This is a genomic window from Gluconacetobacter entanii (assembly GCF_013155425.1).
GTDB classification, from domain to species: Bacteria; Pseudomonadota; Alphaproteobacteria; order Acetobacterales; family Acetobacteraceae; genus Novacetimonas; species Novacetimonas entanii.
The window spans coordinates 1-24,224 of record NZ_JABJWD010000107.1 but is presented as its reverse complement, the minus strand read 5'-3'; the positions used below and the strand labels follow the sequence as shown (position 1 = coordinate 24,224).

At 59.4% G+C, this 24,224-nt stretch carries 22 protein-coding genes, 1 pseudogene and 4 riboswitches; of the genes and pseudogenes, 17 read left to right on the top strand and 6 right to left on the bottom strand.

The features are described from left to right. Nucleotides 1-92: 92 nt before the first annotated feature. Nucleotides 93-953, top strand: a pseudogene (locus tag HNH97_RS15760) (helix-hairpin-helix domain-containing protein); the annotation flags it as partial. A 114-nt stretch (nt 954-1,067) separates the two neighbouring features. Here the strand turns inward: HNH97_RS15760 and HNH97_RS15755 are convergent. Then, nucleotides 1,068-1,400: a DUF6525 family protein gene (locus HNH97_RS15755; protein ID WP_113596197.1), complete on the bottom strand. Its 333-nt coding sequence runs from the start codon at nt 1,398-1,400 to the stop codon at nt 1,068-1,070. Continuing rightward, nucleotides 1,393-2,625: a GTP-binding protein gene (locus HNH97_RS15750; RefSeq protein ID WP_007396807.1), complete on the bottom strand. Its 1,233-nt coding sequence runs from the start codon at nt 2,623-2,625 to the stop codon at nt 1,393-1,395. Before HNH97_RS15750 ends, HNH97_RS15755 begins: the two co-directional genes overlap by 8 nt. Before the next feature lie 67 nt (nt 2,626-2,692). On the opposite strand from HNH97_RS15750, the gene HNH97_RS15745 reads away from it, so the two are divergent. Continuing rightward, complete coding sequence (locus HNH97_RS15745; protein WP_039998454.1) at nt 2,693-3,280, top strand: DUF1826 domain-containing protein; 588 nt, start codon at nt 2,693-2,695, stop codon at nt 3,278-3,280. Between the two features lie 597 nt (nt 3,281-3,877). On the opposite strand, the gene HNH97_RS15740 is transcribed toward HNH97_RS15745, so the two are convergent. Next, nucleotides 3,878-6,835: a Tn3 family transposase gene (locus tag HNH97_RS15740; RefSeq protein WP_010510903.1), complete on the bottom strand. Its 2,958-nt coding sequence runs from the start codon at nt 6,833-6,835 to the stop codon at nt 3,878-3,880. A 156-nt stretch (nt 6,836-6,991) separates the two neighbouring features. Here HNH97_RS15740 and HNH97_RS15735 point away from each other — a divergent pair, with 156 nt between their 5' ends. The 6 genes from HNH97_RS15735 to HNH97_RS15710 all read left to right on the top strand — a co-directional run bounded on the left by HNH97_RS15735 (nt 6,992) and on the right by HNH97_RS15710 (nt 12,283). Beyond that, on the top strand, nt 6,992-7,585 hold the full coding sequence (locus HNH97_RS15735) for a recombinase family protein (protein WP_010510905.1): 594 nt from the start codon (nt 6,992-6,994) through the stop codon (nt 7,583-7,585). 135 nt (nt 7,586-7,720) lie between these two features. After that, entirely contained in the window at nt 7,721-9,046 is a 1,326-nt protein-coding gene (locus HNH97_RS15730; protein WP_010510907.1) for an FAD/NAD(P)-binding protein, read from the top strand. After that, on the top strand, nt 9,043-9,417 hold the full coding sequence (locus tag HNH97_RS15725) for a YidH family protein (RefSeq protein WP_010510909.1): 375 nt from the start codon (nt 9,043-9,045) through the stop codon (nt 9,415-9,417). The genes HNH97_RS15730 and HNH97_RS15725 overlap by 4 nt, the downstream gene beginning before the upstream one ends. After that, on the top strand, nt 9,414-10,310 hold the full coding sequence (locus tag HNH97_RS15720; protein WP_010510913.1) for a LysR substrate-binding domain-containing protein: 897 nt from the start codon (nt 9,414-9,416) through the stop codon (nt 10,308-10,310). The genes HNH97_RS15725 and HNH97_RS15720 overlap by 4 nt, the downstream gene beginning before the upstream one ends. Beyond that, a complete protein-coding gene (locus HNH97_RS15715) occupies nt 10,307-11,428 on the top strand; it encodes a TDT family transporter (protein WP_010510914.1) in 1,122 nt (373 codons plus the stop codon). Before HNH97_RS15720 ends, HNH97_RS15715 begins: the two co-directional genes overlap by 4 nt. A 339-nt stretch (nt 11,429-11,767) precedes the next feature. Beyond that, nucleotides 11,768-12,283 carry a thioredoxin domain-containing protein gene (locus HNH97_RS15710; RefSeq protein WP_010510917.1) on the top strand — a complete coding sequence of 172 codons (516 nt, stop codon included), beginning with the start codon at nt 11,768-11,770 and terminating at the stop codon, nt 12,281-12,283. A 60-nt stretch (nt 12,284-12,343) separates the two neighbouring features. Here the strand turns inward: HNH97_RS15710 and HNH97_RS15705 are convergent, their stop codons facing one another. Next, complete coding sequence (locus HNH97_RS15705) at nt 12,344-13,153, bottom strand: universal stress protein (RefSeq protein WP_010510919.1); 810 nt, start codon at nt 13,151-13,153, stop codon at nt 12,344-12,346. A gap of 72 nt (nt 13,154-13,225) precedes the next feature. Next, a riboswitch (Fluoride riboswitch) is annotated at nt 13,226-13,286 on the bottom strand. 177 nt (nt 13,287-13,463) lie between these two features. Beyond that, a riboswitch (Fluoride riboswitch) is annotated at nt 13,464-13,529 on the top strand. 80 nt (nt 13,530-13,609) lie between these two features. Here HNH97_RS15705 and crcB point away from each other — a divergent pair. From crcB to HNH97_RS15670, 6 genes are all read left to right on the top strand, one after another. After that, nucleotides 13,610-14,044 carry a fluoride efflux transporter CrcB gene (crcB, locus tag HNH97_RS15700; RefSeq protein WP_010510921.1) on the top strand — a complete coding sequence of 145 codons (435 nt, stop codon included), beginning with the start codon at nt 13,610-13,612 and terminating at the stop codon, nt 14,042-14,044. 19 nt (nt 14,045-14,063) lie between these two features. Then, a complete protein-coding gene (locus tag HNH97_RS15695; protein WP_029335745.1) occupies nt 14,064-14,501 on the top strand; it encodes an EamA family transporter in 438 nt (145 codons plus the stop codon). Further along, nucleotides 14,476-15,321, top strand: coding sequence for a hypothetical protein (locus tag HNH97_RS18035; protein WP_010510926.1), 846 nt, complete (start codon nt 14,476-14,478; stop codon nt 15,319-15,321). The genes HNH97_RS15695 and HNH97_RS18035 overlap by 26 nt, the downstream gene beginning before the upstream one ends. 112 nt (nt 15,322-15,433) lie before the next feature. Further along, nucleotides 15,434-16,231, top strand: a complete 798-nt coding sequence (gene tetH, locus HNH97_RS15680; RefSeq protein WP_010510927.1) for a thiosulfate dehydrogenase — start codon at nt 15,434-15,436, stop codon at nt 16,229-16,231. Nucleotides 16,232-16,239: 8 nt separating this feature from the next. Beyond that, nucleotides 16,240-17,274: a substrate-binding domain-containing protein gene (locus HNH97_RS15675; protein WP_011251528.1), complete on the top strand. Its 1,035-nt coding sequence runs from the start codon at nt 16,240-16,242 to the stop codon at nt 17,272-17,274. 12 nt (nt 17,275-17,286) lie between these two features. After that, nucleotides 17,287-18,396 (top strand): TQO small subunit DoxD, encoded by a 1,110-nt coding sequence (locus HNH97_RS15670; RefSeq protein ID WP_231290067.1) that lies wholly within the window; start codon nt 17,287-17,289, stop codon nt 18,394-18,396. A gap of 693 nt (nt 18,397-19,089) precedes the next feature. Here HNH97_RS15670 and HNH97_RS15665 read toward each other — a convergent pair. Further along, entirely contained in the window at nt 19,090-19,890 is an 801-nt protein-coding gene (locus tag HNH97_RS15665) for a CbtA family protein (protein WP_171791508.1), read from the bottom strand. A gap of 13 nt (nt 19,891-19,903) precedes the next feature. After that, nucleotides 19,904-20,116, bottom strand: coding sequence for a CbtB domain-containing protein (locus HNH97_RS15660; RefSeq protein WP_010518378.1), 213 nt, complete (start codon nt 20,114-20,116; stop codon nt 19,904-19,906). 329 nt (nt 20,117-20,445) lie between these two features. Further along, nucleotides 20,446-20,677, top strand: a riboswitch (cobalamin riboswitch). Between the two features lie 156 nt (nt 20,678-20,833). On the opposite strand from HNH97_RS15660, the gene HNH97_RS15655 reads away from it, so the two are divergent. From HNH97_RS15655 to HNH97_RS15645, 3 genes are all read left to right on the top strand, one after another. Then, a complete protein-coding gene (locus tag HNH97_RS15655) occupies nt 20,834-22,471 on the top strand; it encodes a carbohydrate porin (protein WP_083824371.1) in 1,638 nt (545 codons plus the stop codon). A 148-nt stretch (nt 22,472-22,619) separates the two neighbouring features. Then, a riboswitch (cobalamin riboswitch) is annotated at nt 22,620-22,853 on the top strand. A 311-nt stretch (nt 22,854-23,164) separates the two neighbouring features. Then, nucleotides 23,165-23,893, top strand: a complete 729-nt coding sequence (locus HNH97_RS15650) for a uroporphyrinogen decarboxylase/cobalamine-independent methonine synthase family protein (protein ID WP_231850456.1) — start codon at nt 23,165-23,167, stop codon at nt 23,891-23,893. 21 nt (nt 23,894-23,914) lie between these two features. Next, complete coding sequence (locus HNH97_RS15645; protein ID WP_338074417.1) at nt 23,915-24,181, top strand: Rieske (2Fe-2S) protein; 267 nt, start codon at nt 23,915-23,917, stop codon at nt 24,179-24,181. Nucleotides 24,182-24,224 lie beyond the last annotated feature (43 nt).

Here is a 24,224-nt window from a genome sequence, read left to right as displayed (position 1 = left end):
AAACTCAGGCGGAAAACGCTTCGATTTGGTGCTCATGAATCCTTCTTACCTCTCGGGTCGTTCCGTCTCCACAAAACCCGGGGCAATTCAGGGTCGAGATCCGGCCGGTCTGCATCAACGCCTCGCGCTGGGACAGCACGCCTGAAGGCCCGGAGCGGGATGACGGGCTGTTTGCCGTCCGTCTGGGCATGAACCTGGTGAAAGGGCTGGCCAATGAGGATGCAGCCCGCATCGTGGCGGCGCGGGGCGACCGGCCCTTTGCCTCGGTCGATGATCTGTGGCGCAGGGCAGGGGTGAAGGGGGCGGCCCTGGCCCATCTGGCCGAGGCGGACGCCTTCCGGCCGGGGCTGGGTCTGGCCCGGCGCGAGGCGCTTTGGGCCATCAAGGCACTACGTGACGAACCCCTGCCGCTGTTTGCCGCAGCCGCCGTCATGCGTGAAGCGGAAGAACCTGATGTGCTGCTCCAGCCCATGCGGGACGGGGCCGAGGTCGCACGGGATTACAACCGCACCGGCCTGACCCTGCGGGATCATCCCGTGGCGTTCCTGCGTGCCGATCTTATCGAGCGCGGAATGGTGACGTGCCGGCAAGCCTTTGAGGCAAGGGACAGGAGCAGCCTGTCGGTGGCTGGACTGGTGCTGGTCCGCCAGCGGCCCGGTTCAGCCGAGGGCGTGGTGTTCATGACGTTGGAGGACGAAACGGCCGCGATCAACGTGATCATCTGGCCCGATATGTTCGAGCGCTTTCGTCGTGTGGTCCTCTCAGGCCAGATGCTGGGGGTCGTGGGGCGACTGCAGAAGGAAGGGGAGGTGATGCATCTCGTGACGCGTGAGATTGTGGATCTGTCCTTCCTGCTGGCCGATGTGGGAAATCGGTCGTTGCACGATTTCTCCGACCCTGAGCAGGGTCGCTTGCGAGAAAATATCGTGGTTAAGGCACGAAATTTCCATTGAACGCTCTACAAGCATAATCGTCCCAACGGGCAGCATCGGATTATTTTTCAGGCTGGCGATCCCAATGAGGATGCTCTCTGAAAATACGAGTGCCATGATAGTAAAATACTGATTTTACCTCAGCACTGACACGCAGGCGGCGTCATGCGGCAGGACCATGCCGTAGGCTGCGCTGTAGCGTGACGCGAAAGCTTCGCGCTCCAGCCGTTCGCAATAATCAAGATACCGGATCAGCGCGCGCTCGGCGCGCATCGTGCGTCCATAAAGCCGTTTGTAATGTTGCCACAGCATCATCACATTGACCGACCAGGCATCATAGGCATGCGCTGTTACCCGCTGGCGGATTGCTGGGGGCAGCGCGTCAAAGGCGGCCCAGTCATTGCCTGCATACCGCCGCCACATCTCGTGGCGTAATGTCCGTTCGTTATCTTCCGTCACCTTACGCATCCGCCATTTCTCCCTGCCCCCAGGCGGGGAATGGGTCAGGCAGATGGGCAAACAGCAACGGATCGAACTGCTGCTCATCGAAGTCGGGCACAAGGCAGGCATCCAGCACCGCGGCAATGGCGGCATCATCCATTTCTGCCGTGCCGATAAATACGATCTCCTGCCGACGGTCACCATAAACCGGGTCCCATTTCGACAGGATCAGGTCGCGCCATTCATCACTGTCCGGCCACTGGTTTTTGGGTATCGTCACCCACCAGCGCCCCATGGCCTGGGTGCGCACCAGTGCGCCCGCCTGTCCCAGTTCGCCCACCCAGTCCGGGCGGGTTGCTAGCCAGAAATGGCCCTTCGCCCGGATCACGCCCGGCCAGGAAGAGTCGATAAAGGCCTTGAAGCATTCGGGCACCAGCGGGCGGCGGGCACGCCAGACGAAAGTGTGGATGCCATATTCCTCGGTCTCGGGAACATGGTCGTGGAATTCGAACAGTTCCTTGTACCAGAGCGGGTGTTTGTGCGCCCGGTCATAATCGAAGCGGTGCGTATCCAGAATGCGTGCGCAGGGCACGATGCCCTGATCGGTTTCGATAATATCCGCATCGGCATTCAGAGCTTGAATGACCTGCCGCGCGGCCTCGCGCTGCGCCGCTGTGGCGGTCGAGATCTTGTTCAGCACCACCACATCGGCAAACTCGATCTGTTCGACCAGCAGGTCAACCAGTGCCCTGTCATCCCTATCGCCTGCCGTCTCGCCCCGGTCGCGCAGGAAGTCCGTTGAGGCGTAATCCTTCAGCAGGTTGACGGCATCCACCACCGTGACCATCGTATCGAGCCGCGCAATGTCGGACAGGCTCTCGCCCGCTTCGTCACGAAACTCGAATGTTGCTGCAACCGGAAGTGGTTCGGCAATCCCTGTCGATTCAATCAGAAGGTAATCGAAGCGGCCTTCTTCGGCGAGCCGCCGTACTTCGTGCAGCAGGTCATCGCGCAACGTGCAGCAGATGCAGCCATTGCTCATCTCGACCAGCGTTTCATTTGTTCGGGACAGGTCACTGCCGTCGCGCACCAGGTCGGCGTCAATGTTCACGTCGCTCATGTCATTGACAATAACAGCGACTTTCCGGCCCTCGCGATTATTGAGCACATGGTTGAGAAGCGTTGTCTTTCCAGCTCCCAGAAAGCCGGAAAGAACCGTTACCGGAAGTCTTTCGCGCATGACGGACACCATCCATTGGGTTGCGATCCGCCGAACTTATATGCAATGTTATAATATAACAATCCCTAAAGGCCCTGACATGAGACAGTCCTGTCCGACCCGTCCGTTTTCTACCATCCTGATGCCGTTCCAGAATATTGACAGGCACGACTGTTTCATCGTTCAGCAGGAACGTCACCTGGGGCAGGATATCATGCAGGCTGCGGCATTATGGAATGCGCACGGCCCGGCGCTGTTTCTCAGGCGTGGCACCATTGAAATGCTTGAAAGCGCGTTGCAGGCGCTCCTGCCGGCAGGCACGCAGGCGCTGGCTGAAGACGCCCTGCGCCTTGCCCGCCGTTACAAGCGCCTGTCAGGCACACCCGAAATCCGCTTCCGGCTGGAAAAGGTCAGTCACGACAGTTGCCGCCGCTTTCATGTTGACCATGTTCCACTGCGCTGCCTGTGCACCTACACTGGCCCCGGCGTTCAGTGGAAATACGCTGACAGCGACACCATCCATGAAACGCCAGCGGGCTGGATCACCCTGCTGAAAGGGCGGTTATATCCCGGCTGGTCAACAAAAGGGGCCGTGCTTCACCGTTCGCCGCCCATCTCGGATCTCCCGGTTCCTGTTACGCGCCTGCTTCTGACCCTTGACCATCCGGACGCGTGTGGCATGGGATGACAATGACGCCTTAACGCCGTAGCATTCAGGTTGCTTTCGGCTATGATCGCCAACGCTCTTACCCGACAGCAGGGCGAACTGTCGGTGTGATGGACAGCCCGAGTCATGGTTAAATCGTATCAGCATGGGCCGATCGCTCCTTTGTTTGGAACGATGAACTGTGGCGTAGCGCCGATATGAAGGTGGCGGGCATAGTGTCCATGACACTGGGGCACGAAACAGCGACGCGTGATATTATTGTCGGGCTTAATATTAGTCTGTAGTTCTGTCAGGGCAGATGCTGGTTTTTGGACTGCTTGTGGAAAGAAAAGGGAAGGGCACCATCTGGTCGCGAAATTTTCGCCCTTTCCTATGCCTGTTGGCGCATGGGGAAATCGGCAACCGAAAACAGTACGTTGTGATGGATATTGGCGAGTTTCCCATAAATATCGCGGAAAAATCTCGTAATTTTCATTGAGTATCTGGCGTGACTTCAAGTCAACGCCAGTTCTCACGTTTTTAACTTCAAGCCATTTTAATGGGCATTAAGGGCTGACTACACGAAAGTGCGTTTTACGTACGCTTAGGGTGAACGCCTGAAGAACATCCCGTTCGAAGTCATGCAGCCAGCAAGGAAGCAGGCATCCGGAGCGGCCGCAGCTTTCCGGTTTCCGGTTGTTCCTCGACGTTCCACCGATAGTCGCCCGTCAGGGAGATATGCTCCCAGCCGAGCGGCGCGATATGCCGCGCCAGATCATCGGGAATGCCGAGTGACTGGATGGCGGCTTGCAGATAGCGCGTGTTCCAGAGAATGATTGCCGCGACCAGCAGGTTCAGGCCCGATGCGCGGTAGGCCTGATTTTCAAAACGCCGGTCCCGCAATTCACCTAACTGGTTGAAGAACAGCGCCCGGGCGAGTGCGTTGCGTGCCTCGCCCTTGTTTAGCCCGGCCTGGGTGCGTCTGCGCAAATCCAGATCCCGCAACCAGTCGAGCATGAAGATTGAGCGTTCGATCCGGCCGATTTCGCGCAAGGCGACCGCCAAACCGTTTTGCCGGGGATAGGAGGCGAGCTTGCGCAGCATGGCCGAGGCCGTCACGGTGCCGCTGCGAATGGACATCGTCAGACGCAGAACGTCGTCCCAGTGCGCCGCGACATGATCGGCCGCAATCGGATCACCGGTCATGCCGCCCAGAAGATCACCCGGGATCTGGCCGGGCAGCAGGTGCAGCTTGCGCTCTTTCAGATCCCGCAGCCGCGGTGCGAACCGATAGCCGAAGAACGGCATCAGCCCGAAGACATGATCCGAGGCGCCACCCGTGTCGGTATAGTGTTCCTCTATCGACAGGCCGGTCGCGTGATACAATAGGCCGTCCAGCACATACGGCGCTTCCCCGGCCGTTGCGGCAATTACCCGGGTCGCAAACGGATCATACTGATCGGAGACATGGGTGTAGAAACTCACGCCCGGTTCACTGCCGTTACGCGCGTTGATGTCGCTGATCGCAGCACCCCGGCCACCGGCAAGAAATTGCTGTCCGTCGCTCGACGATGATGTGCCGTCGCCCCACAACGCCGCCAGCGGCACGGTGCGATGCGCCTCGATGAGGCGACCGAGCGCTTCGGTATAGCCGGTCTCGCTGATGTGCCAGTCATGCAGATGGGCCAGCTGGCGCAGGGTAGCACCCTGACAGGTATCGGCCATACGAGTCAGCCCGAGATTGATCCCGTCCGCCAGGATCACCGTCAGCAGCGCGTTCTTGTCATCAGCGATACGGCTGGAGCGCCGATGGGTGAAACAGTCGGTGAAGCCGGTCCAGGAATCGACCTCCAGCAGAAGATCGGTGATCTTGACCCGTGGCAGCCGATTATACGCGGCCCGCCGCAGATCCTCGACGACTGAGGGCGTGATCGCTTTCAACGGCGAAATCACGAGGCCACTTCCGTCCAGGCGCACCTGCGGCAGTTTCCCCTGTCGAGCCAAGTCCGATACTTGCATTAACGCGGTATCCAGCGTGGCGCGCCGTTGGGAGAGGAAGGCCTCGGCTGTTCCGTTGATCGCCAAGGGCAGCGGACCACGGGCACGCATCGCCGCGAAGGTAGCCTCCGGCAAGAGATAGCTGTCGAAGGCGCGGTACTGACGGCTTTCCGTCAGCCAGACGTCACCAGCGCGCAGGCGCTCGCGTAGCTGGATCAAAGCGCATAGCTCGTAGGCTGGGCGCACGAGCACCCCATCCTGCCTGACGAAGGCGCGCCAGGACGGCGGGATGAACCGGGTCGGGCACGTTTCCGGCAAGCGACGTTTACCGGTGCGGTAGAGATCGCCAATGAGCTGCACCGCCTCCAGCAACCCCTGCATGGCACGACCACCCCGAAACTGGAACGCGTTGAGGAATGGCCCGATAGCCGGACGAATGGACCGGTGCCGATCAATGAGTTCAGCCGTGCGGTCGACCGTTTCCGGCGCCGTCAAGGTTTCAGCCTTGCCAATTGCTTCGTCCAGACGCGGCCAATCGATCGCCGTGATGGCCGACAGCGAATCAATGCCTCGGGCGCGCGCCTCGATCAGGTGACGGCACGAGGCCATCAGCAGGCGCAGTTGCGCCTGCAGTGATCGCACCGTGACGATCGCCTTGTCGCGCGTGCGATTTTCGGCGCGACGCATCATGCTGCCGAGCAGCTTATCCATCATCGTCAGCGCGGCATCAGTCAGTATCTCTTCGAACCGGATCCCACCCGCCACCAGAATGGCATGGCGTCGACCGACGGGAAGCTCGGCCAGATGCTGGGGGGTGATCCGGGCGGCCTCGTCACTCAGGCGGTCGAACGCCATGCGCGGGATGGTCGCGGCGCGCGAGGCGTCCAGCTTCAACGCCCTCACATGATCGAGGCGTTCCAGCAGACGCAGCACATTGCGCGATGCCGGTGACAGAGGCGGATTGCGCAGCCATGACAGCCAGGAGGCACTGCGCTCGCTGCGGCGCTCCAGGATTCTGTCCAGGCGAGAGCGGGTATCAGGCGTCAGGTCACCCGACAGCACGTCCTGCACAAGCTGATCTGCCTGCTGACGGGCGCGGCGGACCAGCGCCTCGATTACCGTTACCGACGGCAGGAGGATCTTGCGGCGTCGCATCTCGTCGATCAGGATCACGGCCAGACGGGATGGCTGGGTCACGTTCTGCGCGATCGGCATCGCAAAAAGGGTCAGATCCTGAAACGCCGCCCGGTCGAAGGCCCGGTAGCCGTGACGCCGCATGAGAGTGGCCAGATGCGACCGGCGGGTTTCGTCACGACGCGCATAGTGCTGCCAGATGCCGGGTGACAGATCGAGCTGCCGTGCCACGAACGCCAGAATGGGGGCGGGTGGCGTTTCGCGTTCCTCCAGAACGCGTCCCGGCCAACGCATGTAGAGCATGACCATCGCAAAGCCCAACCGGGATGCATCGCCGCGACGGGTCGCGATCAGATCGAAATCGTCCTGTCCCAAGGTGAAATTTCGCGTGATCTCACGTTCATCGACGGAGGGATCAAGATGTCGCGCAAGCGCTTCGCGGGTCAGCAGGCGACGGCGCGCCATGATCGTACATCTCCCTGATGTGTCCGAAAGAGGATCGTTGAACGGACCCGCTCTGGCCGACCAGATGACCCATGGAAAACGGCCAAGAACAGAGTCTCATATAGATAGTACGATATTTTTTGCGATGAAGGGTCCTTATACGTTACAATATTTCCCATGACGCACGTCCTGATTGGCTACGCCCGCTGCTCGACCGACAAGCAGGACCTCGCCGTGCAGCGTGAGACCCTGCTCAACCTCGGGGTCGCCGCTGAACGGATCTATACTGACAAGGGATTCACCGGAACGACCCGGACCCGCCCTGGCCTGGATCAGGCTCTGGCAGCTGTGCGACGCGGTGACACCCTCGTCGTGCCAAAACTCGATCGGCTGGCCCGATCGGTGCCGGACGCGCGCGCGATCGGAGACGACCTCGCCGCCAGGGGCGTACGCCTCCAGCTCGGTGCCAGCGTGCATGACCCGTCCGATCCGATGGGCAAGCTCTTCTTCAATATCCTCGCAACATTCGCCGAGTTCGAGGCCGACCTGATCCGGATGCGAACCCGCGAAGGCATGGCGGTTGCCCGTGCCAAGGGCAAACTGCGCGGCAAGAAGCCCAAGCTCTCCGAGCGGCAGCAGAAGGAACTGCGCCGGATGTACGACACCGGCGATTACTCGATCAGCGATCTCGCCGACGTCTTTTCAGTGTCACGGCCGACGGTTTACCGAACGCTTGTGCGTTTAGCTGCTGTGCCTGCAACGGAAGCATGACTGGCGGCAATTATGTTGTATGCGAAGGTCAGGGAGACAGTTCGATAGTTTCGAACGTTCCAATCTAGACAATCTCATGGATGGTTCAGAAGCTTCGGATCATTCTGGTGACACGCAATCCAGGAGAGTTACGATATGACCGAGCCCGATCAACACGACATCGTCATCATCGGTGGGGGCGCAAGCGGCACGCTGACGGCGTGGAACCTCGCCACCCGCTACGGTATGACTGCGACGCTGGTCGATCCGTCCGACCGTCCCGGCTTCGGGCTCGCTTACTCAACACCGTCATTGAAAAATCTCCTGAATGTCCCGGCCAAGGGCATGAGCGCCGACCCGGCCGACCCCGACCACTTCTTGCGCTGGCTGGCCGAGAACGTGCCCGGCACGATCGATGACGGGGAGTTCGTGCCGCGCGCGCTCTATGGCCTTTATCTTCGCAACCTGCATTCTATCGCAGCTCCTGAGCACGTCCGGCAGCGCGCCGTCGGTTGTCACCGGATCGACGGCGGCTTTGCCGTGACACTCGCTGACGGGGAGGTGCTATATGCCAGACAGGTCGTGCTGGCTTCCGGGCATTTCGATCCGGCGCGCCTGCCCGGTATCCCGCGCGAACTGGACGACACCGGCCGCTATCACCACAACGCCTGGGATGAACGGGCATTGGCCAACGTTGCGCCCGATGACGCGGTGACGCTGATCGGCACCGGCCTGACCACGATCGACGTACTACTGCGTCTGCGGGAGAACGGCCACCGCGGACAGGTGACGGCCCTGTCGCGTCGCGGCCTGTTTCCCGAACGGCATGCGGCATACACGAAGCTGCCAGCACCTGTCTTTACACCCGGAAATACAGCATCAACCGCACTCGCCTACCTGCGCGCTTTCCATGCGGCACTGAAACGCGGCACCGACTGGCGGGCGGCGGTGGACAGCATGCGTCCGGTCATCAACACGCTGTGGCTGGCGCTGCCGGATGTCGAAAAATCCCGTTTCCAGCGGCATTTGCTACGGCGCTGGGAAATCCTGCGGCATCGTATGGCTCCGCATATTGCAGATATCCTTGACCAGGAGCGTCAGGCCGGAACCTTGCGCGTGCTTGACGGGCGCGTGACCGCAATCAGCACCGGCGAAGATGGCCTGATCGTCAGGGCCGGCGACGACATGACGATCACCGCCGCCCACGTCATCAACTGTACCGGCCCCAGCCTGAAATACCAACGCGCAGACGCGCCCTTGCTGCACGATTTGTTCAATCGGGGTGAGATAGTTCCTGGTTTCAAGGGCGCGGGCCTGTCCTGCACGCCGGACGGTGCGCTCATCAACGCGGAGGGCGACGTGGCGGACGATCTGTTTACAATCGGCCCGGCGCGGCTCGGCGTGCTGCTGGAGTCCATTGCCATTCCGGAAATCCGCGTGCAGGCCCGTGAGGTCGCCGACCGGCTGGCGCAGGCCGTATGATCCCGCGCTATACCGATCACGCAGCCAATGAGCGGACCTTTCTCGCCTGGCTCCGCACGGCGCTTGCCATTGTGGCCTTCGGCGGCGTACTGGCGAAATTTGACCTGTTCCTGCGTCTGGCGGCAGACCAGCACGATGCCGCCGCACCGCGCCCTTATGGGGTCACCGCCGAACTGGGCGTCGTGTTCGTCGCGCTCGGCGTTGTTCTGTTCGCCGCAGCGTATCGGCGGTTCCAAGCCACGCGTACGGCAATCGCGGCGGATACGACGCATTACTCGGTCGGTCCTGGGATGGAGCGCGCGCTAACGATTGCGCTTGGTGCCCTTGGCTGTGCCGTGCTGGTGGCCCTGACCCGGGCGGTAGTGTCATGACGCTGGAACAACTTCGGATTTTCGCAGCTGTCGCCGAGCGCGAGCACATCACCCGGGCCGCCGAATTCCTCAATCTGACGCAATCCGCCGTCAGTCATGCCGTGACCCAACTGGAGGGCGAATTCCAGCTTGCTTTCTTCAGCCGGATCGGTCGCCGCATCGAACTGACACCGGCCGGTCGGTTGTTCCTTGAGGAAGCGCGCACCGTGCTGAACCGCGCAAACATCGCGCGCGAGCGGATGTTCGACCTCGCGGGCCTGCGCGACGGCAGCCTGCGCCTGCATGCCAGCCATACCATAGCGAGCTACTGGCTGCCCGCGCGTCTGAATGCGTTCCGCGCCGCGTATCCCGGCATTCGCCTACACGTCACGATCGCCAATACACGCGATATTGCGGCAGGGGTGCAATCGGGCGAGGCGTCGATTGGCCTGGTGGAAGGCGATCTGCCGACGCCGGACTTGCACAGCGATGTCGTCGCTCAGGATCAGCTGCTGCTGGTCGTGGCCCCCGATCACCCATGGGCGTCGACCCCGCCCGCGACCCGCGATCTCGCGCGCAGCCCGTGGGTTCTGCGCGAGGCCGGGTCGGGCACGCGCATCGAGTTCGAACACGCACTCCACGCCCTCGGCGTCGATCCGGCCGATCTCGACGTGATGCTGGAGGTCGCGTCCAACGAGGCGATGGCCAGCGCCGTGGAGACGGGGACCGCTGCTGCTGTGCTCTCGGCAAGCGTGGTGGCGGGCCGGATCGAGGCCGGGCTGCTATGCGCCGTGCCCATGAACCTGCCGGACCGGCAGTTCCGCGCGCTGCGCCACCCGCAACGCCGCCTGTCGCCGGCGGAAACTGCCTTTCTCGCCCTGCTGGGCGCCCCTGTCACAGTGAACAAGCCATGACGAAGCCGCTGCAGAACCTCGCCCATCCGCGCGAGATGATCCGCCAGTTCACGCCCAACTGGTTCGCTGCCACCATGGGGACGGGTATCCTGGCCCTCGCGCTACCGCAGATCCCCGTCGCCGGTTCGTATCTCCACGGCGTCGGCACAGCGTTGTGGCTTTTCAACATCGCCCTGTTTGCCCTGTTCGCCGGGCTTTATGCCGCGCGGTGGATGATGTTCGGCCACGAGGCGCGGCGGATCTTCGGGCATGGCACGGTATCGATGTTCTTCGGCACCATACCAATGGGACTGGCGACAATCATCAACGGCGGCATCGCGTTCGGCATTTCGTTGTTCGGTGAGGGCATCGTGGGCATCGCCCATGCGCTGTGGTGGCTGGACGTGGCGATGTCGATCGCCTGCGGGGTGCTGATCCCATATCTGATGTTCACACGGCACGAGCATCGTCTGGAAGGCATGACGGCGATCTGGCTGCTACCGGTCGTGGCGGCCGAAGTGGCGGGGGCATCCGGGGGACAGATCGCGCCGCATCTGGCGGATGCGGGCACGCAGCTCACCGTGCTGCTCACGTCCTATGTCCTCTGGGCGTATTCGGTGCCGGTCGCGTTCGGCATCCTGACGATCCTGACGCTACGCATGGCGCTGCACAAACTGCCGCATGAGAGCATGGCGGCGTCATGCTGGCTGGCGTTGGGACCGATCGGCACGGGCGCGCTCGGAATGCTGGTGTTGGGTGGGGACGCACCTGCAATCATGGCGCTGCATGGCCTGCGGGAGATCGGCATCGCGGCCCACGGCATGGGGGTCTTGGCGGGGCTGCTGTTGTGGGGCTTCGGGCTGTGGTGGTGGTTGATGGCGTGCCTGATCACGGCGCGCTACTGGCGCTCGGGCATCCCGTTCAATCTCGGCTGGTGGGGCTATACTTTCCCGTTGGGCGTTTACACGGTCGCAACGTTCCGGCTCGGTGCGATGCTCGATTGCGGGTTTTTCGGCGTCGCGGGCACGGTGTTCTGCGTGATGCTCGCCATCATGTGGCTGGTCGTCGCGGCCAAGACGCTCGCCAGCGGGTGGGCGGGAAATCTGTTCGTCTCTCCCTGCATCGCAACCCCGGAGTAGAGCGCATCGGCGTACGGCCTGATTTCGTCGACCGTGTATCCAATGAACCAGCGCATTGCGGCGCATTACCCTGAGAAACGCGTTGCAGGGCGCTGAGCTTTTCTCGAATGAGGCCTTCCGGGTGAAAGAGCAACCCGGTAATCTATTTTATCGAACGTTCTAAGCGATACGTTTCAATTTTCAGCCTCGTCCCCTGATCGTATCAAAGTCTTCACGAGAAGCGAGGCGGGAAATCGGTCCTGGCCGCGAAGCTCGAAAGGCAATGATTTGCATTCCGGAGAGTGTCTCTGCCCCTCCGAAAAATCATGCGCCGAAATGCGATCACGGGAACAGGCTTCCATGAAAATTTTTGGCAAATCGAAGGTTCTGCCTCTCGCCTCCGTCCTGACGGGACTGGCTCTGCTTGGCGGATGCGGAACGGCAATCACCAGCAGCAACAATCCCTCGCATGAACGGGCGCGTCTGTGGTGGGACTACAAGAGCCTGCCCGTCAAGTTCATCGGAACGGTTCCGGGTCAGACAGACGCGACGCTGGCTGCCCTTTATCCGACACAGGACGGCGTGGCATCGGCAGACAGCCGTCGTATCGTGATGTATCTCAACGCCGTGCGATTGCCTGCCAAGGACGAACTCTGCTCCGCCGAAACGGAATTTGCCCAAGGCGGGCCGAAAGGCGGTTTGACTCAGGTCACCGCAGCCATGTGTGACGGATCGAAAGAAATTACCCGCACCTCGGGACAGATTGCCACAGACGGCGCCTCTGCCCGGTGGCTGACGATCGGCTTCGACAATATTCGCGACCAGCTCTACACGGCGCTCACGCCCGGAGCTAATCACCCTTACATGGGGAACTGAGTTGTCCAATGCCGCGCGTGAAGTCGCTTGGGATATCAAGCGCGGCATCGGCATCGATGTTCAGTGATGGATCAACAATGGCAGCATCTCGTGGGCAAGAATGTCCTCGGTCACGCCTCCGAAAAGCCTTTCGAAGAAACGCGGATGCGTATAGGCGCCCATAACGAGAATATCCGCATTTGCGCGCAGTGCATGATCGCGAAGCGCGATCCCTTCACCGTCATCAATCCGAAAACGGTCGATACCGACACTGATGCCGGCATCCATCAACCGCCGGGCAGGATCAGGCATACATTCATCAGGGAGCGCTCCGATCAGGAAGGTCACGTGTTCGGCAGTCAGCAGCAACTTCCATGCCGCCGATAGTGCGGCATCCAACGCCCGGGACGGCTCCCACAGAATGACGGGACGAACGCCGATCGTCCGGGGCGCCTGCTCAGGAGCGATTAATACGGCGGCGTTGGCATCGAAAAGTGCTGCCATGAGAGTCTTTCTGGTCCGGTCGGGGTCGCTTGGCATGTGTCTGCCGACGACCACGAGATCGGCTTTCCGGCTTTGTTCGGCGACGATACTGCGAACGTCGCCTATCGCCTGGAGCCATTGTGCTGAGCCCGTGTCCGCGAGCGTCGTCATCCATCGCTCGGCGATGTCGCGCAAGGTACCACTCAAATTCTGTTCGCGCTTTTCGAACTCGGCGTGTTCGCTCTGCGTCTCGATGCCTTCGTCCTCAGACTGGAAGTCCGGATTGGTCTCCTGCCGCGGATGCAGGATCGTCACCTTGCAATCTTGCAAACGCACCATGAGGCTATCGACGGTGCGAAGGGTCTGGAGCGCCGGCCCAGGCCGATCGAGAATGGCCAGTATGTGCATGATAGATCTCCACTCCAAAGATAAACGACCTTCGGGACGAAGAGAGGCGCACATGTCTCCTCGTACCGATTGCGGCACAGAGGAGTCATCAGCCTTGCGGCGGTTTCAGGGGAACCCCATCCCCTTGTCCAGGACGACGAAATTCTGCTGTTCGCGCGTCATCGGGATTATGTGCGCCCGGCAGTGAGGGCGAGCAACAAAAAAGGAGGGCTGGCAGGTCACAAATACAGGAAACGGCTCTTCTCGGGATTAACCATGCCCCGACGGCGGCACCCTGAAGTAGCGCACTGCGACCGCTTTATGTTAACTCTCCCGACAAGGGGATGGAGCTCCCCCTTCAACCGCCCTCGCAAGGGCTGATGGCTCCTACCGCGACACAATGGCGGTGGGAGTGCGTCTGCATTTCGCCGCCCGAAACAGCGGGTTCCGTCCGAACTCGCGCAGAAAGGGAATGGCATGTCGTTTACAACCTGTCTTATCGTCATGGTCGGAGGCGCTCTCGGCACGTTGGCGCGTTACCTGGTTTCCGTCGCGGCCATGCCGATCAGCCGCTTCATCCCATGGGGCACGATCCTCCCCATCAACGCGCTCGGCTCGTTCGTGATCGGTTTCTTCGGCACGTTGACCCTTGCGGACGGGCGCTATCCGGTGTCGGAAAACATGCGTCTTTTCGTGATGATCGGGCTCTGCGGCGGCTATACGACGTTCTCATCCTTCAGCCTGCAGACGCTCGACCTGATCCGTAACGATGCCTGGGGGCGGGCGTCCGTGAACGTGGCTGCGTCGGTCATTCTCTGCATCGGTGCCGTGGCGCTGGGCCATATCACGGCCGACGGGTTCAACACGGGCGCCATCCGCATCGCCCAGACCGCAACCGAAGAAGACGCCTAACCGATAGGGCATCATGATCATGAATGGCTCAGGTGTGCCCCCTTGGTTGGTATGGGCTCTGTTATCAGCCGCCTTTGCGGCAATGACGGCAATCCTCGCCAAGCTCGGCGTTCAGGGGGTTGATTCTGATATCGCAACTTTCGTGCGCACGATCGTCATCGTCGTCGTGCTGGGAACGTTGCTTGCCCTCACCGGCAAGCTGCGCGCGCTAGACCCCATCGGTGGGCGGACGGTCCTCTTCCTCGTGCTGTCGGGTCTCGCCACGGGAGCATCATGGCTATGCTATTTTCGCGCGTTGAAGCTGGGCGATGCGGCGCGCGTGGCGCCTGTCGACAAGCTGAGTGTCGTTTTCGTGGCGATTTTCGGCGTCCTGGTCTTGGGCGAACATATGTCCGCCAAAGGCTGGGGCGGGGTTGTCCTGATCGCCCTCGGTGCTGTTCTCGTTGCCGTGGGCTAGGCACCGCGGCCATAACGCCGCATTGTTGCGCAACAGGGCCAATGAGTTTGTGGGGGCGTGCCTGTGCGCCGTGTTTGCCTGGTGCCTGACGGGTCCGGTGCACGCGCAGGGCGATCCCCAGGGTCTGAGCGCTAATTTACCCGTCAGGCTCAAGGACGCCTTTGTCACGCCGTCAGGACATGTCGCGCTGCAAACGGCCGAGCGCGTGAGTATAGCCGGCGACGGGCGCTACAGCGCGCGGGGTGGTCCGGCCATCAAGCTGGGGCTGCCCGGCCGGATCGAACTGAGCTTTGCGCCCGTGCGTCAGTTCGGCGACGCGTCAAGTGTTCATGGCAATCTGGCGGGCGCGGAAGTGGAATGGAACTTCCGCCAGCAGGGGCGCTACGTTCCGGCCATGCTCATATCGCTCATCCGCCAGGAGCCTTATGGGGGCGGCCATCAGGGACCACGCGACAGCGTCCAGTTCGTTGCGACGAAATCGCTTGGCCGTTCCAGGCAAGCGCCCAGGGTCGGCATAGAAATCGCCTGGACGCGATCCTTCAGGGTTCGGCCTGACGAGCGGCCGAAACGATGGATGGTCGGGATGGTCAGCTCGCATCTGATAGGGCCTCGAACTGCGCTGGTCGCCGATGTGGTGCGTCAGCAGCAAACCAGGCAACGACGCCTGTCGAGCTTCGTTGATATCGGCTTTAACCATATTCTGGAGCCGGCAGTAACAATAAGCGGTGGTCTCGGGGGCGGTGTCGCCAGCGATCGTGGAGCTGTGCGGGTTTTCATCGGCCTGAAATGGACCTCCGGGGTGATCTTTCAGGGGCTATGACCGAAGTCACATCGACGAGCGATCAAGAAAATCGAACGTTTCGTGCTTTCAAATGAGTTGGTTCAGGTGATCAAGAGAAGCGCATGATCAGGCTCTCCAAAGGAGACCGACTATGAACGACATGACTTCAAACCTTCGCGCCGACCGTCGCCATGCCCTGCTGGGCCTGATGGCGGCCACCGCCGGCGCCACGATCGCCACCACTTCCACTGCCTTGGCAGCACGATCTTCCTCGTCCCATGCGGACGGAACCGGCAATCTTGCCGTGCTGACCTCGCAGCTGGCCAGATCCCCGCGCCGCCGCGATTTCAGGACCGTGCCGATGGTGCTCGACGACCCGCACATGTGGGACGCCCAGGCACTTGATCTGGTGATCGCCTATCGCGGCGAGCGGAAGCAGGTCTGGGACAACACAGCAATCGATAGCCCCTGGCTCAACCTGATGCGCAATTCCGTTAACGCACAGGTGTTTTCGTTCAGACACCCGGACTTTCTCGCGGTGTCGGCCACGCATGGCTCCGCTCACCTTGCCCTCTATGACCAGACAATCTGGGACAAGTATCAGCTGGCGAAGCTCGCCGGGCCGGCCTTTGCGTCAAACACGCTTATCAAAACGCCAGACGGTGCTCTCGATGCTTCGGCTCACGAGGATACGAAAGGCCTTTTCGGAGCGGCAGGCAACACGATCCCGATTTTGCAAAAACGCGGCGTCGTCTTCATGGCCTGCCACAACGCGATCTGGGAGCAGACGGGCAAGCTGATCGAGAAAGGTATCAATCCCGATCGTCTGTCACACGAGCAGATGGCCGCCGAACTGACCAATCACCTGATCGACGGCGTCGTCCTGACCCCCGGCATCGTGGCAACGATCCCTGAACTGCAACATGCCGGTTTCGGCTACGTGAAGTGAGAACGACCATGACACCGTCAAGAATAAGAAAAACCCTGTTGGCCACAGCTGCGGCGACTTTCGTGCTGTCGACTGCTGCGGCGTTGGCCGATCCGGTGCAATGGAACGGCAAGGCGCAGACCCCGCATTACGCAGAAGACGTGTTTCCGCCGTGGCAGCACGGCCAGAACAACGACGCGACACGGCGCGGCTTCGAATTCACCGTCCCGGAAGTCGATGTTCTGGCCGATTTTCATGGCGACATCACGAATCCGAGCCTCGTCCTGTATGTCGGGGGAAACTACTTCTTCGCCATGGCGCCGCTCGTCTCGGCGTTCGAGCATGAGCATCCCGAATTCTCCGGAAAGATCTATTGGGAGACGATCCCGCCCGGATTGCTGATCCGCCAGATCGAAGCAGGCGGGACGATCACCTCCGGCAATATGACGTGGACGGCCAAGCCCGACGCCTATTTCGCGGGCCTCAAGAAGATCGATCAGTATATCAAGAGTGGCCTGCTTGCGGCGCCTGCCGTGCCCTATGTCACGAACACGCTCACGATCATGATTCCGAAAGACAATCCCGGCCACGTCGAATCCCTGAAGGATCTCGGCCGCCCGGGCATCAGGCTTGCGATGCCCAATCCCGAATTCGAGGGCATCGCGCGCCAGATCGAGGCATCACTGGACAAGGCGGGCGGCAAAGCTTTGGCCAACGCCGTCTACAAGACGAAAATTGCCAACGGCAGCACGGTCCTGACGCATATTCATCATCGGCAAACGCCGTTATTCCTGATGCAGGGCCTCGCTGACGCCGGTGTGACATGGCAGTCCGAAGCGATCTTCCAGGAACAGACCGGGCACGCCATCAGCCATGTGGACATTCCCGCCGATCAGAACAGCACGGCGATCTACGCGGGCGCGATGGTGAAGGGGGCCGCGCACCCTCAGGCCGCAAAGCTCTGGCTCGATTTCATCAAGTCGCCAACCGCCTTGGCGATTTTCGAACGCTACGGCTTCAAGGCCTATCACGGCGGCAGCATGCCGGATCACGACAGCGAGTAAATGGAGGCGAACATGAGTATCACACACGCATCAGCGCAGCGCGCCGTTTTTGGCGCCACCGCCCGACCCCTGACCGAAGCCGAGCGTAACTGGCGCATCGGCGGCCTCGCACTGCTGGCAACGCGGGTCATTCAGGGGTTCATTTACTGGGGCGGCGGGTCGCGCCGTTTCATCTATGCGCCTTCCAAGCTCGACGCCTGGGGCGGCCACAACTGGATGGCCAACAAATTTCAAACCGCGATGCCTGGGGCGCTGTTCGGCTTTGAACACGTCATCTCGTTCCTGTTGAAGCATTTCTGGCTCCTCTACACAGGTGTCATCGTCTTCAGCGCCGCCGAGCTGATCGCCGGTGCCGCGCTGATGGCAGGGTTCATGACCCGGGCGTCCGCGCTCGTCTCGATGGGTTTTTCCGTGATCCTGATGGCCATGTTCGGCTGGCAGGGCGCGACCTGTATCGACGAATGGACGATGGCCGCGTGTAACCTGGCTATGGGAACGACCCTGCTGCTCGGCGGATCGAGTGCTTTCAGCCTCGACAATGTGTTGCTGGCCCGACGTCCGCGTCTCGCAGACAGCGCCTGGTTTCGTTGGGCGAGCGGCGCGCTTCCGCTTCCGCTGGCGGATATTCCATTCCGGAACCTGACGCTGGCTTTGTTCGGCTTTGTCCTGATCTACAACGTCAGCACCTACAGCTATTTTCGCGGTTCCGTCGTTACGCCGTTCCATAGTGGGCCGGTGAGCCCGACGAAGCATCACGTGACGCTGTCCAATGCGGTCGTTCTCGCTGATGGCGGTATTCGCGTTCATGCCTATCTGGATGCAGGAACGCCTGAAGCACCCGTGCACATCGTTGATGCAGCCGTTATCGGGCCGGACAAAGTGATCGCAGAACACTGGGATGCCAAAGCTCTGTCAGCCCTGACGAAGCAGAACTTCGATAATGATTACGCCTATAACAAATTTGGCCCGGGGCCCTACGGTATCCGTGCGCCGATGGGGGCGAAGGCGACCATTACCCTCCCGTGGGTAACGCAGGCCCATACGCCGGCAAACGGATCGGTTATTCGCTTCACGGATGTCGACGGGCGTATATTCACGGCACCGCTTGGTGTTTCTAAATAAGTCTTGCTACAAGGCAGGAGACTGGCGCCGTTGGTTCTTCCGGCGGCGTCTCTCATAAGGAGCACGCGCCAAGCGCGCGTACATCATCGATCAAGTTTGGTATGATATCACCATATGACGCGCGTAGACTTTAACCAAGGCAGATTAAAACTCGTCTGCGTCAGATTTTATGGCATTTACAGTCAAGCGGCGGAAACTGAGCCAGCAATCAGATAGTATAGGCAATGCAGACTGGCCCTCGGCCAGCGGTCGCAGGTTCTCTCGGATCATCTTTTCGGCGCAGATCTAGGATCATTGCAACGATGCCCAGCAGTGGCATGCCGAGAAAGCCACAGAATAATATGACGGTTATCACGCCGTGTGTGGCAATTTCGTAAAACATCGGGCGTGTTCCTTTGGATAGAGTGACTGTCCGATCAATCTACCTATCGGTGCCCACTTAAAACATTCTTCATTTTCTACTGTTTCAATCTACCACGTCGAACAATTGAGTCCCTGTCTGCCTCGAGTTCATGACGATAGCACCTTCGAAACTGAGCGCTTGCTGCGGATAGATCACTCGTCACCTTTTTCCGAGCGCAGGTTACGAGAGACTTACGCGACCTTTTGTAAAACTACGGCCGAAAGGGATGCGCCTCAGCCTACAGCTAAACCTTACATGATAGTTCGTTTAACGTTCTCTCTAAGCGTACGTTAAATGCACTTTCGTGTAGTCACCCCATTAAGCTGAATGTTAGCGCCATTACGATATCCAAACCGGTTTCGATTTGCATATTCAGTAAAGGCACCGAAACCCAGACCCAGTGTGGTCCACATGATGATCTGCATGCCTAAGGAATCAATCCTGAAATTCCAGAGCAAATCAGCAGGGAAATTAGAGGGGACTTCATTAACCGCAGGAAGTAACTCGCCTGTTGTAAAGACAATCAGAATATAACACGCGCCTGCAAGATAGGTTGCCGTCCATGCATTATATTGCTGACGTAAGCGTCCCTGAAGCATTGTGGCTGCGATCATCCCCAGTAGGGAGACCAGCATCATTATAAAATACAATTCTGTCCGCATGCCAATTGTATCCGGGTTTCCTACGGATGGCGGGTTGGCAGGATACTTGATGCTTGGCACCACATATACGGCAATAATCCCGGTTATCGCCAGCAGAACAGACACAACACGAGGGTCTGTGCTTTTCATGCGCCCATTTGCATAAGAAAATACAAGAGCGAAAAGCCCGCCAAACGCTGTCGAGTAAACCATTACACCTGTGAGCAATCCGTAACTGGCTTGAAGTTTCCGGCTTACAAGTTCCGGCTCTTCAACATCATGGATGCCTCGCTCCAGATCTGCCTTGGCTTTAGCCTCGTCCATGGCAGATTCAAATGCAATGGCATGATCGACCTGAGGTTCTCCAAAAACTTTTGCGAAACTGAATACCAGAATGCCGGCCAGAAAACCGACGAGCATTCCGCGAATAAGTAGGGTGCGGACCATCATTCTGTTTTCCATGTCAGTGGCAGGGGAAACCCAGAAGATGGCGACTGTCATGCACCCACTCGTGCACATACATGCCAGGAATAATTGATGTCGCCCCTTCCTCTGCGCCGACAAAATAAAGGGCCAGCAGCATCAGCAAGCCGAAAACCAACCACGGCGCTATCTCCCTGACGGGAATAGGCGCGGGAGAGGGGATAGCGTGGGAACCTATTGCAGTATCAGACATTTTATACGACTCCTCAGGAAAAATGCGTCCTGTTTCGCTCGGAACGGAGCCATGCGCGGGTCTGACTTTCGGGTAGAAAATTGTGTTCTACACCTGCTTACAGTGGCGCAACCGTGCCGGGATCTCACCGGCTTCCGCGTTTATGGCCTGCAGGGGTATAATCTACTCTCCCTTAATCTAAAACTCCTAAAAGAGCATAGCCTGACATAATTTGACATGAACTGCCACGGCTGCAGGTGAAACGCCGAAGCGCAGGCGGTCAATATCCATCAGGAAGGGATTTCTCTAATTATCCTGTCTTGCCTTTTTGGGGATAAGAATTTTATAACACTGTCTATCAAGTCGACGGTCCCGTGCGAACGGGTGAAAAGGGAATGTCGTATAACTCTGGCTGGGGCAATTTCCCCGGGAGTTCAGTCGACAGCTGCCCCCGCAACTGTAGACGGCGAGCATTGTGTCCTCAGCTACCAGATTGGGTAGCAGCCACTGACTTCGGTTGGGAAGGCGGATGCAACGTGGTGACCCGTGAGTCAGGAGACCTACCGTCGAGTTCAGATATGTCGCCGGGCGGGTGGAGCCGGAGGCGGATCAAGGCGTGATGCATTTTCTTCTTTGACGCTCTGTCGCGATGGCATGCGTGTTTGTTTCCCAGTCGGGAAATGACTGCATTCGGAATTGTTGCTCCTTTTACCGACGCTTCCCCGACAGGCTCCCTCCATGACATTTCTTGACTCTCCGGGCGTTACGCGACGCTCGGCTCGTGTGCTTTTTATCAATTCCACTCTGGTAGGAAGCCTCTTCGCATACTCAGCCGCTTATGCTCAGGCTCCTCAGACCCAGATCGAGGAAGATCGGGCGCGCCTTGGCAACTCCACTCCGCTGGTTGAGCAGATCGACCCAGCAACCATACGTGATTCGGAGCGCGCGCAAGCCGATGCTGCGGAGAAGGCGGCTGGTGACGATAAACTCGACACCAGTGGTAACCTGCTAGGCAATATGTGGGGCGCGCGGTCATGGATGTACAAGCACGGCATCAGCTTCGACATCCAGGAAGTCGATGAACTCTGGGGCAACGGGACTGGCGGTTCGGCTTCTGGTAATGATGGTGCAGGCGGATCAGGCACCGGCCCGTCCTACGACGGTGTAACCATGCCCACGCTGACCGTCGATACCGAGAAACTGTTCGGGCTGAAGGGCGGGCTGTTCAATGTCAGCGCACTGCAGACACGCGGGCGCTCGATCTCGCAGGACCATCTGGCCAATTTCAACCCTGTCAGCGGATTTGAGGCTGACCGTTCCACCCGCCTGTTCGAACTATGGTACCAGCAGTCTTTCCTTGGCGGCAAGCTGGACGTAAAGATCGGCCAGCAGGATCTTGATACCGAGTTCCTGATCAGCGATTACGCCTCGCTTTACCTCAACGCCAATTTCGGCTGGCCCATGGCGCCCTCGGTCAACCTGTATGGCGGCGGGCCGTCCTGGCCGCTGTCGTCTCCCGCCATCCGGATCCGCTACCGGCCGAGCGAGAAGTTCACCTTCATGTTTGCCGCAGCGGACGACAATCCGCCGGGTAACCGCTATAATTCTACCCCCATCCAGCAGGCTACCGGCTCCATCAGTGGCTATAATTCCGATCCCACCAGCCAGACCTATGATGGCGCCAACGGCACCAATTTCAACATGGGCACCGGTGCCCTGCTGATGACCGAACTGCAATACGCGCTCAACCCGCAGCCGGCCGACATGTCGAACGTGACCAAGAATCCTGGCCTGCCGGGCGTGTACAAGCTGGGCGGGTTCTATGATACCGCGAAGTTCGCCGACTATCGTTACAACCGCAATGGCGGTTCGTTAGGAGCAGCAGTGGCCAACGCCACTGCTGCCACGCCACAAAGTGACCTGACCCCGCGCTGGGACCGGGGTAACTGGATGGTGTATGGTATCATCGACCAGATGATCTGGCGGCCGTCGCTCACATCGGCCCGCTCGGTGGGCGTGTTCGTACGCGCCACGGGTAATGGCGGTGATCGTAACCAGATCAGCTTCGCTATTGACGCCGGCCTGAATCTTAAGGCGCCGTTTAAGGGGCGCGATAACGACACGATCGGTCTGGGCTGGGGCATTGGTCGCGCCAGTTCCGGCCTGCGGCAATTTGACCGCGACAGTCAGACGCTTGTGCAGGGCAATGAAAACCATCTTGAACTGACCTATCAGGCGCAGGTTACGCCGTGGATGGTCATGCAGCCTGATTTTCAGTACGTATGGCACCCTTCGGGCGGCGCGCCGGATTGGACCGGTTTGCGCCGCGTAGGTGACGAAGCGATTTTCGGCCTGCACAGCAGCATTACTTTTTAAGTATAAATACACGAACAGAAAGTACTAATTTATATTATTGTTAAATCATATAAAACGTATGAATATGATAAGACGTAGAGTGTACTTGGCCGTCTGATCAGCATTGAAAGGAAAACATTGCTGAAAAGTGGAAGGTGGTGGCATATTCGCCTTCTATATAGTCAGTGGTTCCGTGCAAACGGATGAAAAGGGAACACCGTTCCGCTTCGGCAGGGTCCGTCCCGGAAGCCAGTCGGTGGCTGCTCCCGCAACTGTAAGCGGTATGGGGTCGTGTCGTCCATTTTCTGAGGGGAATGGGCCACTGTTGTGTCAGCAACGGGAAGGTAGACACGATCTGCGATAATCCGTGAGCCAGGAGACCTGCCACTGTCGATCTCACGGCCGCCGGGCGGGATGAACCGGAGGCAGGAGCACGGCTTTGCAGCACTGCATAGGCTTGCCTGTCGCTGAACGACACGGCACTTCCACAATTACAAACTGGCATGATGATGCGCAGACCTGCGGTGAACCCTCATGCTACTGACCGGGACGCTTGGTCTCTCGGGTTTTGATACCCCCGCATTGACCGCTTTGCAGCGGCGCACAGGCGTCTCGCATGTAGCGTCCAATTCCTGCCCGGATGACTGGCATCGCGTGTGGCAGACAGCACAGATGGTGGGTGTGGGGAAGGCTCCTCAGTGCGGCAGGAAGCGCATGCCCGAACTGACAGATCAGACGTTCTTCCACTTATGCAGCAATCCTGTCCGCGATGCATTTGTTGATGCATGGCAACGCGGGATCGCGACTGTGCCTGTGCTTCTAGGGCCAGTGAGCTTTCTTGCCGCATGTGACCGGACTGACGGCACGGACCCTGTCCTGTTGTTATTGAAGCTTCTTCCGGTGTACATCGAGATTCTACACGAACTCGCCACGGCAGGCTGTTTCTGGGTTCAGATTACGGAACCTGTCACAACGGCTGGTCCGATGTCGAAAGAACGCCAGACGGCGATGGAACTGGCATGGCGGAGCATGGCAGAGGTGGCATCCGGACATGCACTATCCCTCGTCTTCGTCGGGGGAGGAGGGGGCTTCTGGCGTAACCTGCCCCACGTCATGTCATTGCCGATGAATGGCCTTCATATCGATATGGTGCGCGGCGGCGCAGAACTTCCATCGGTGCTCTCTAATCTTAATCCGCGCTGTGACCTTCTTCTGGGAGTTGTGGACGGCCTGAATCGGATTCCAACGGATGTCTATAGCGCGATGCGATGGATAGATAAGATCCGTGCAGAATGTCTACGAAGGCGCGTGATTATTACACCGTCTACGACAATGCGTTTCACCAATAAGGACGGTAGGCAATTACCGCCTGAGGTTCACAATACACTTTCAGACTTGGCGAAGGTTCAACGTGCTTGCGTGGCGGCGACCTTCGTCCATTAACAAGATTTTGGAGGAATTGTCATGGGCATGACACATACTCTACTGCAACCTTTTGATCCGGACCACAATGCACAATGGTATCCCGCTTTGCGCAGTGCAGATCTGAGACATCAAAAAGCAATCGGGGTTTATTGCGGCAGCAGACCGGTTGTCATTGTCCGTCCAGAGGCAGGGCTGGTGTTCGCACTTGATGACCGGTGTACGCATCGTCAGGTACCACTCAGTCGTGGCGTGGTCAGCGGAACAGAGGTGGACCCGTCTGTTCGGACAGTTTTTGGGTTTGAATAAGCTATACCCGGTTGTTGTTATGCCGCCATTCTGACGGCGTTGC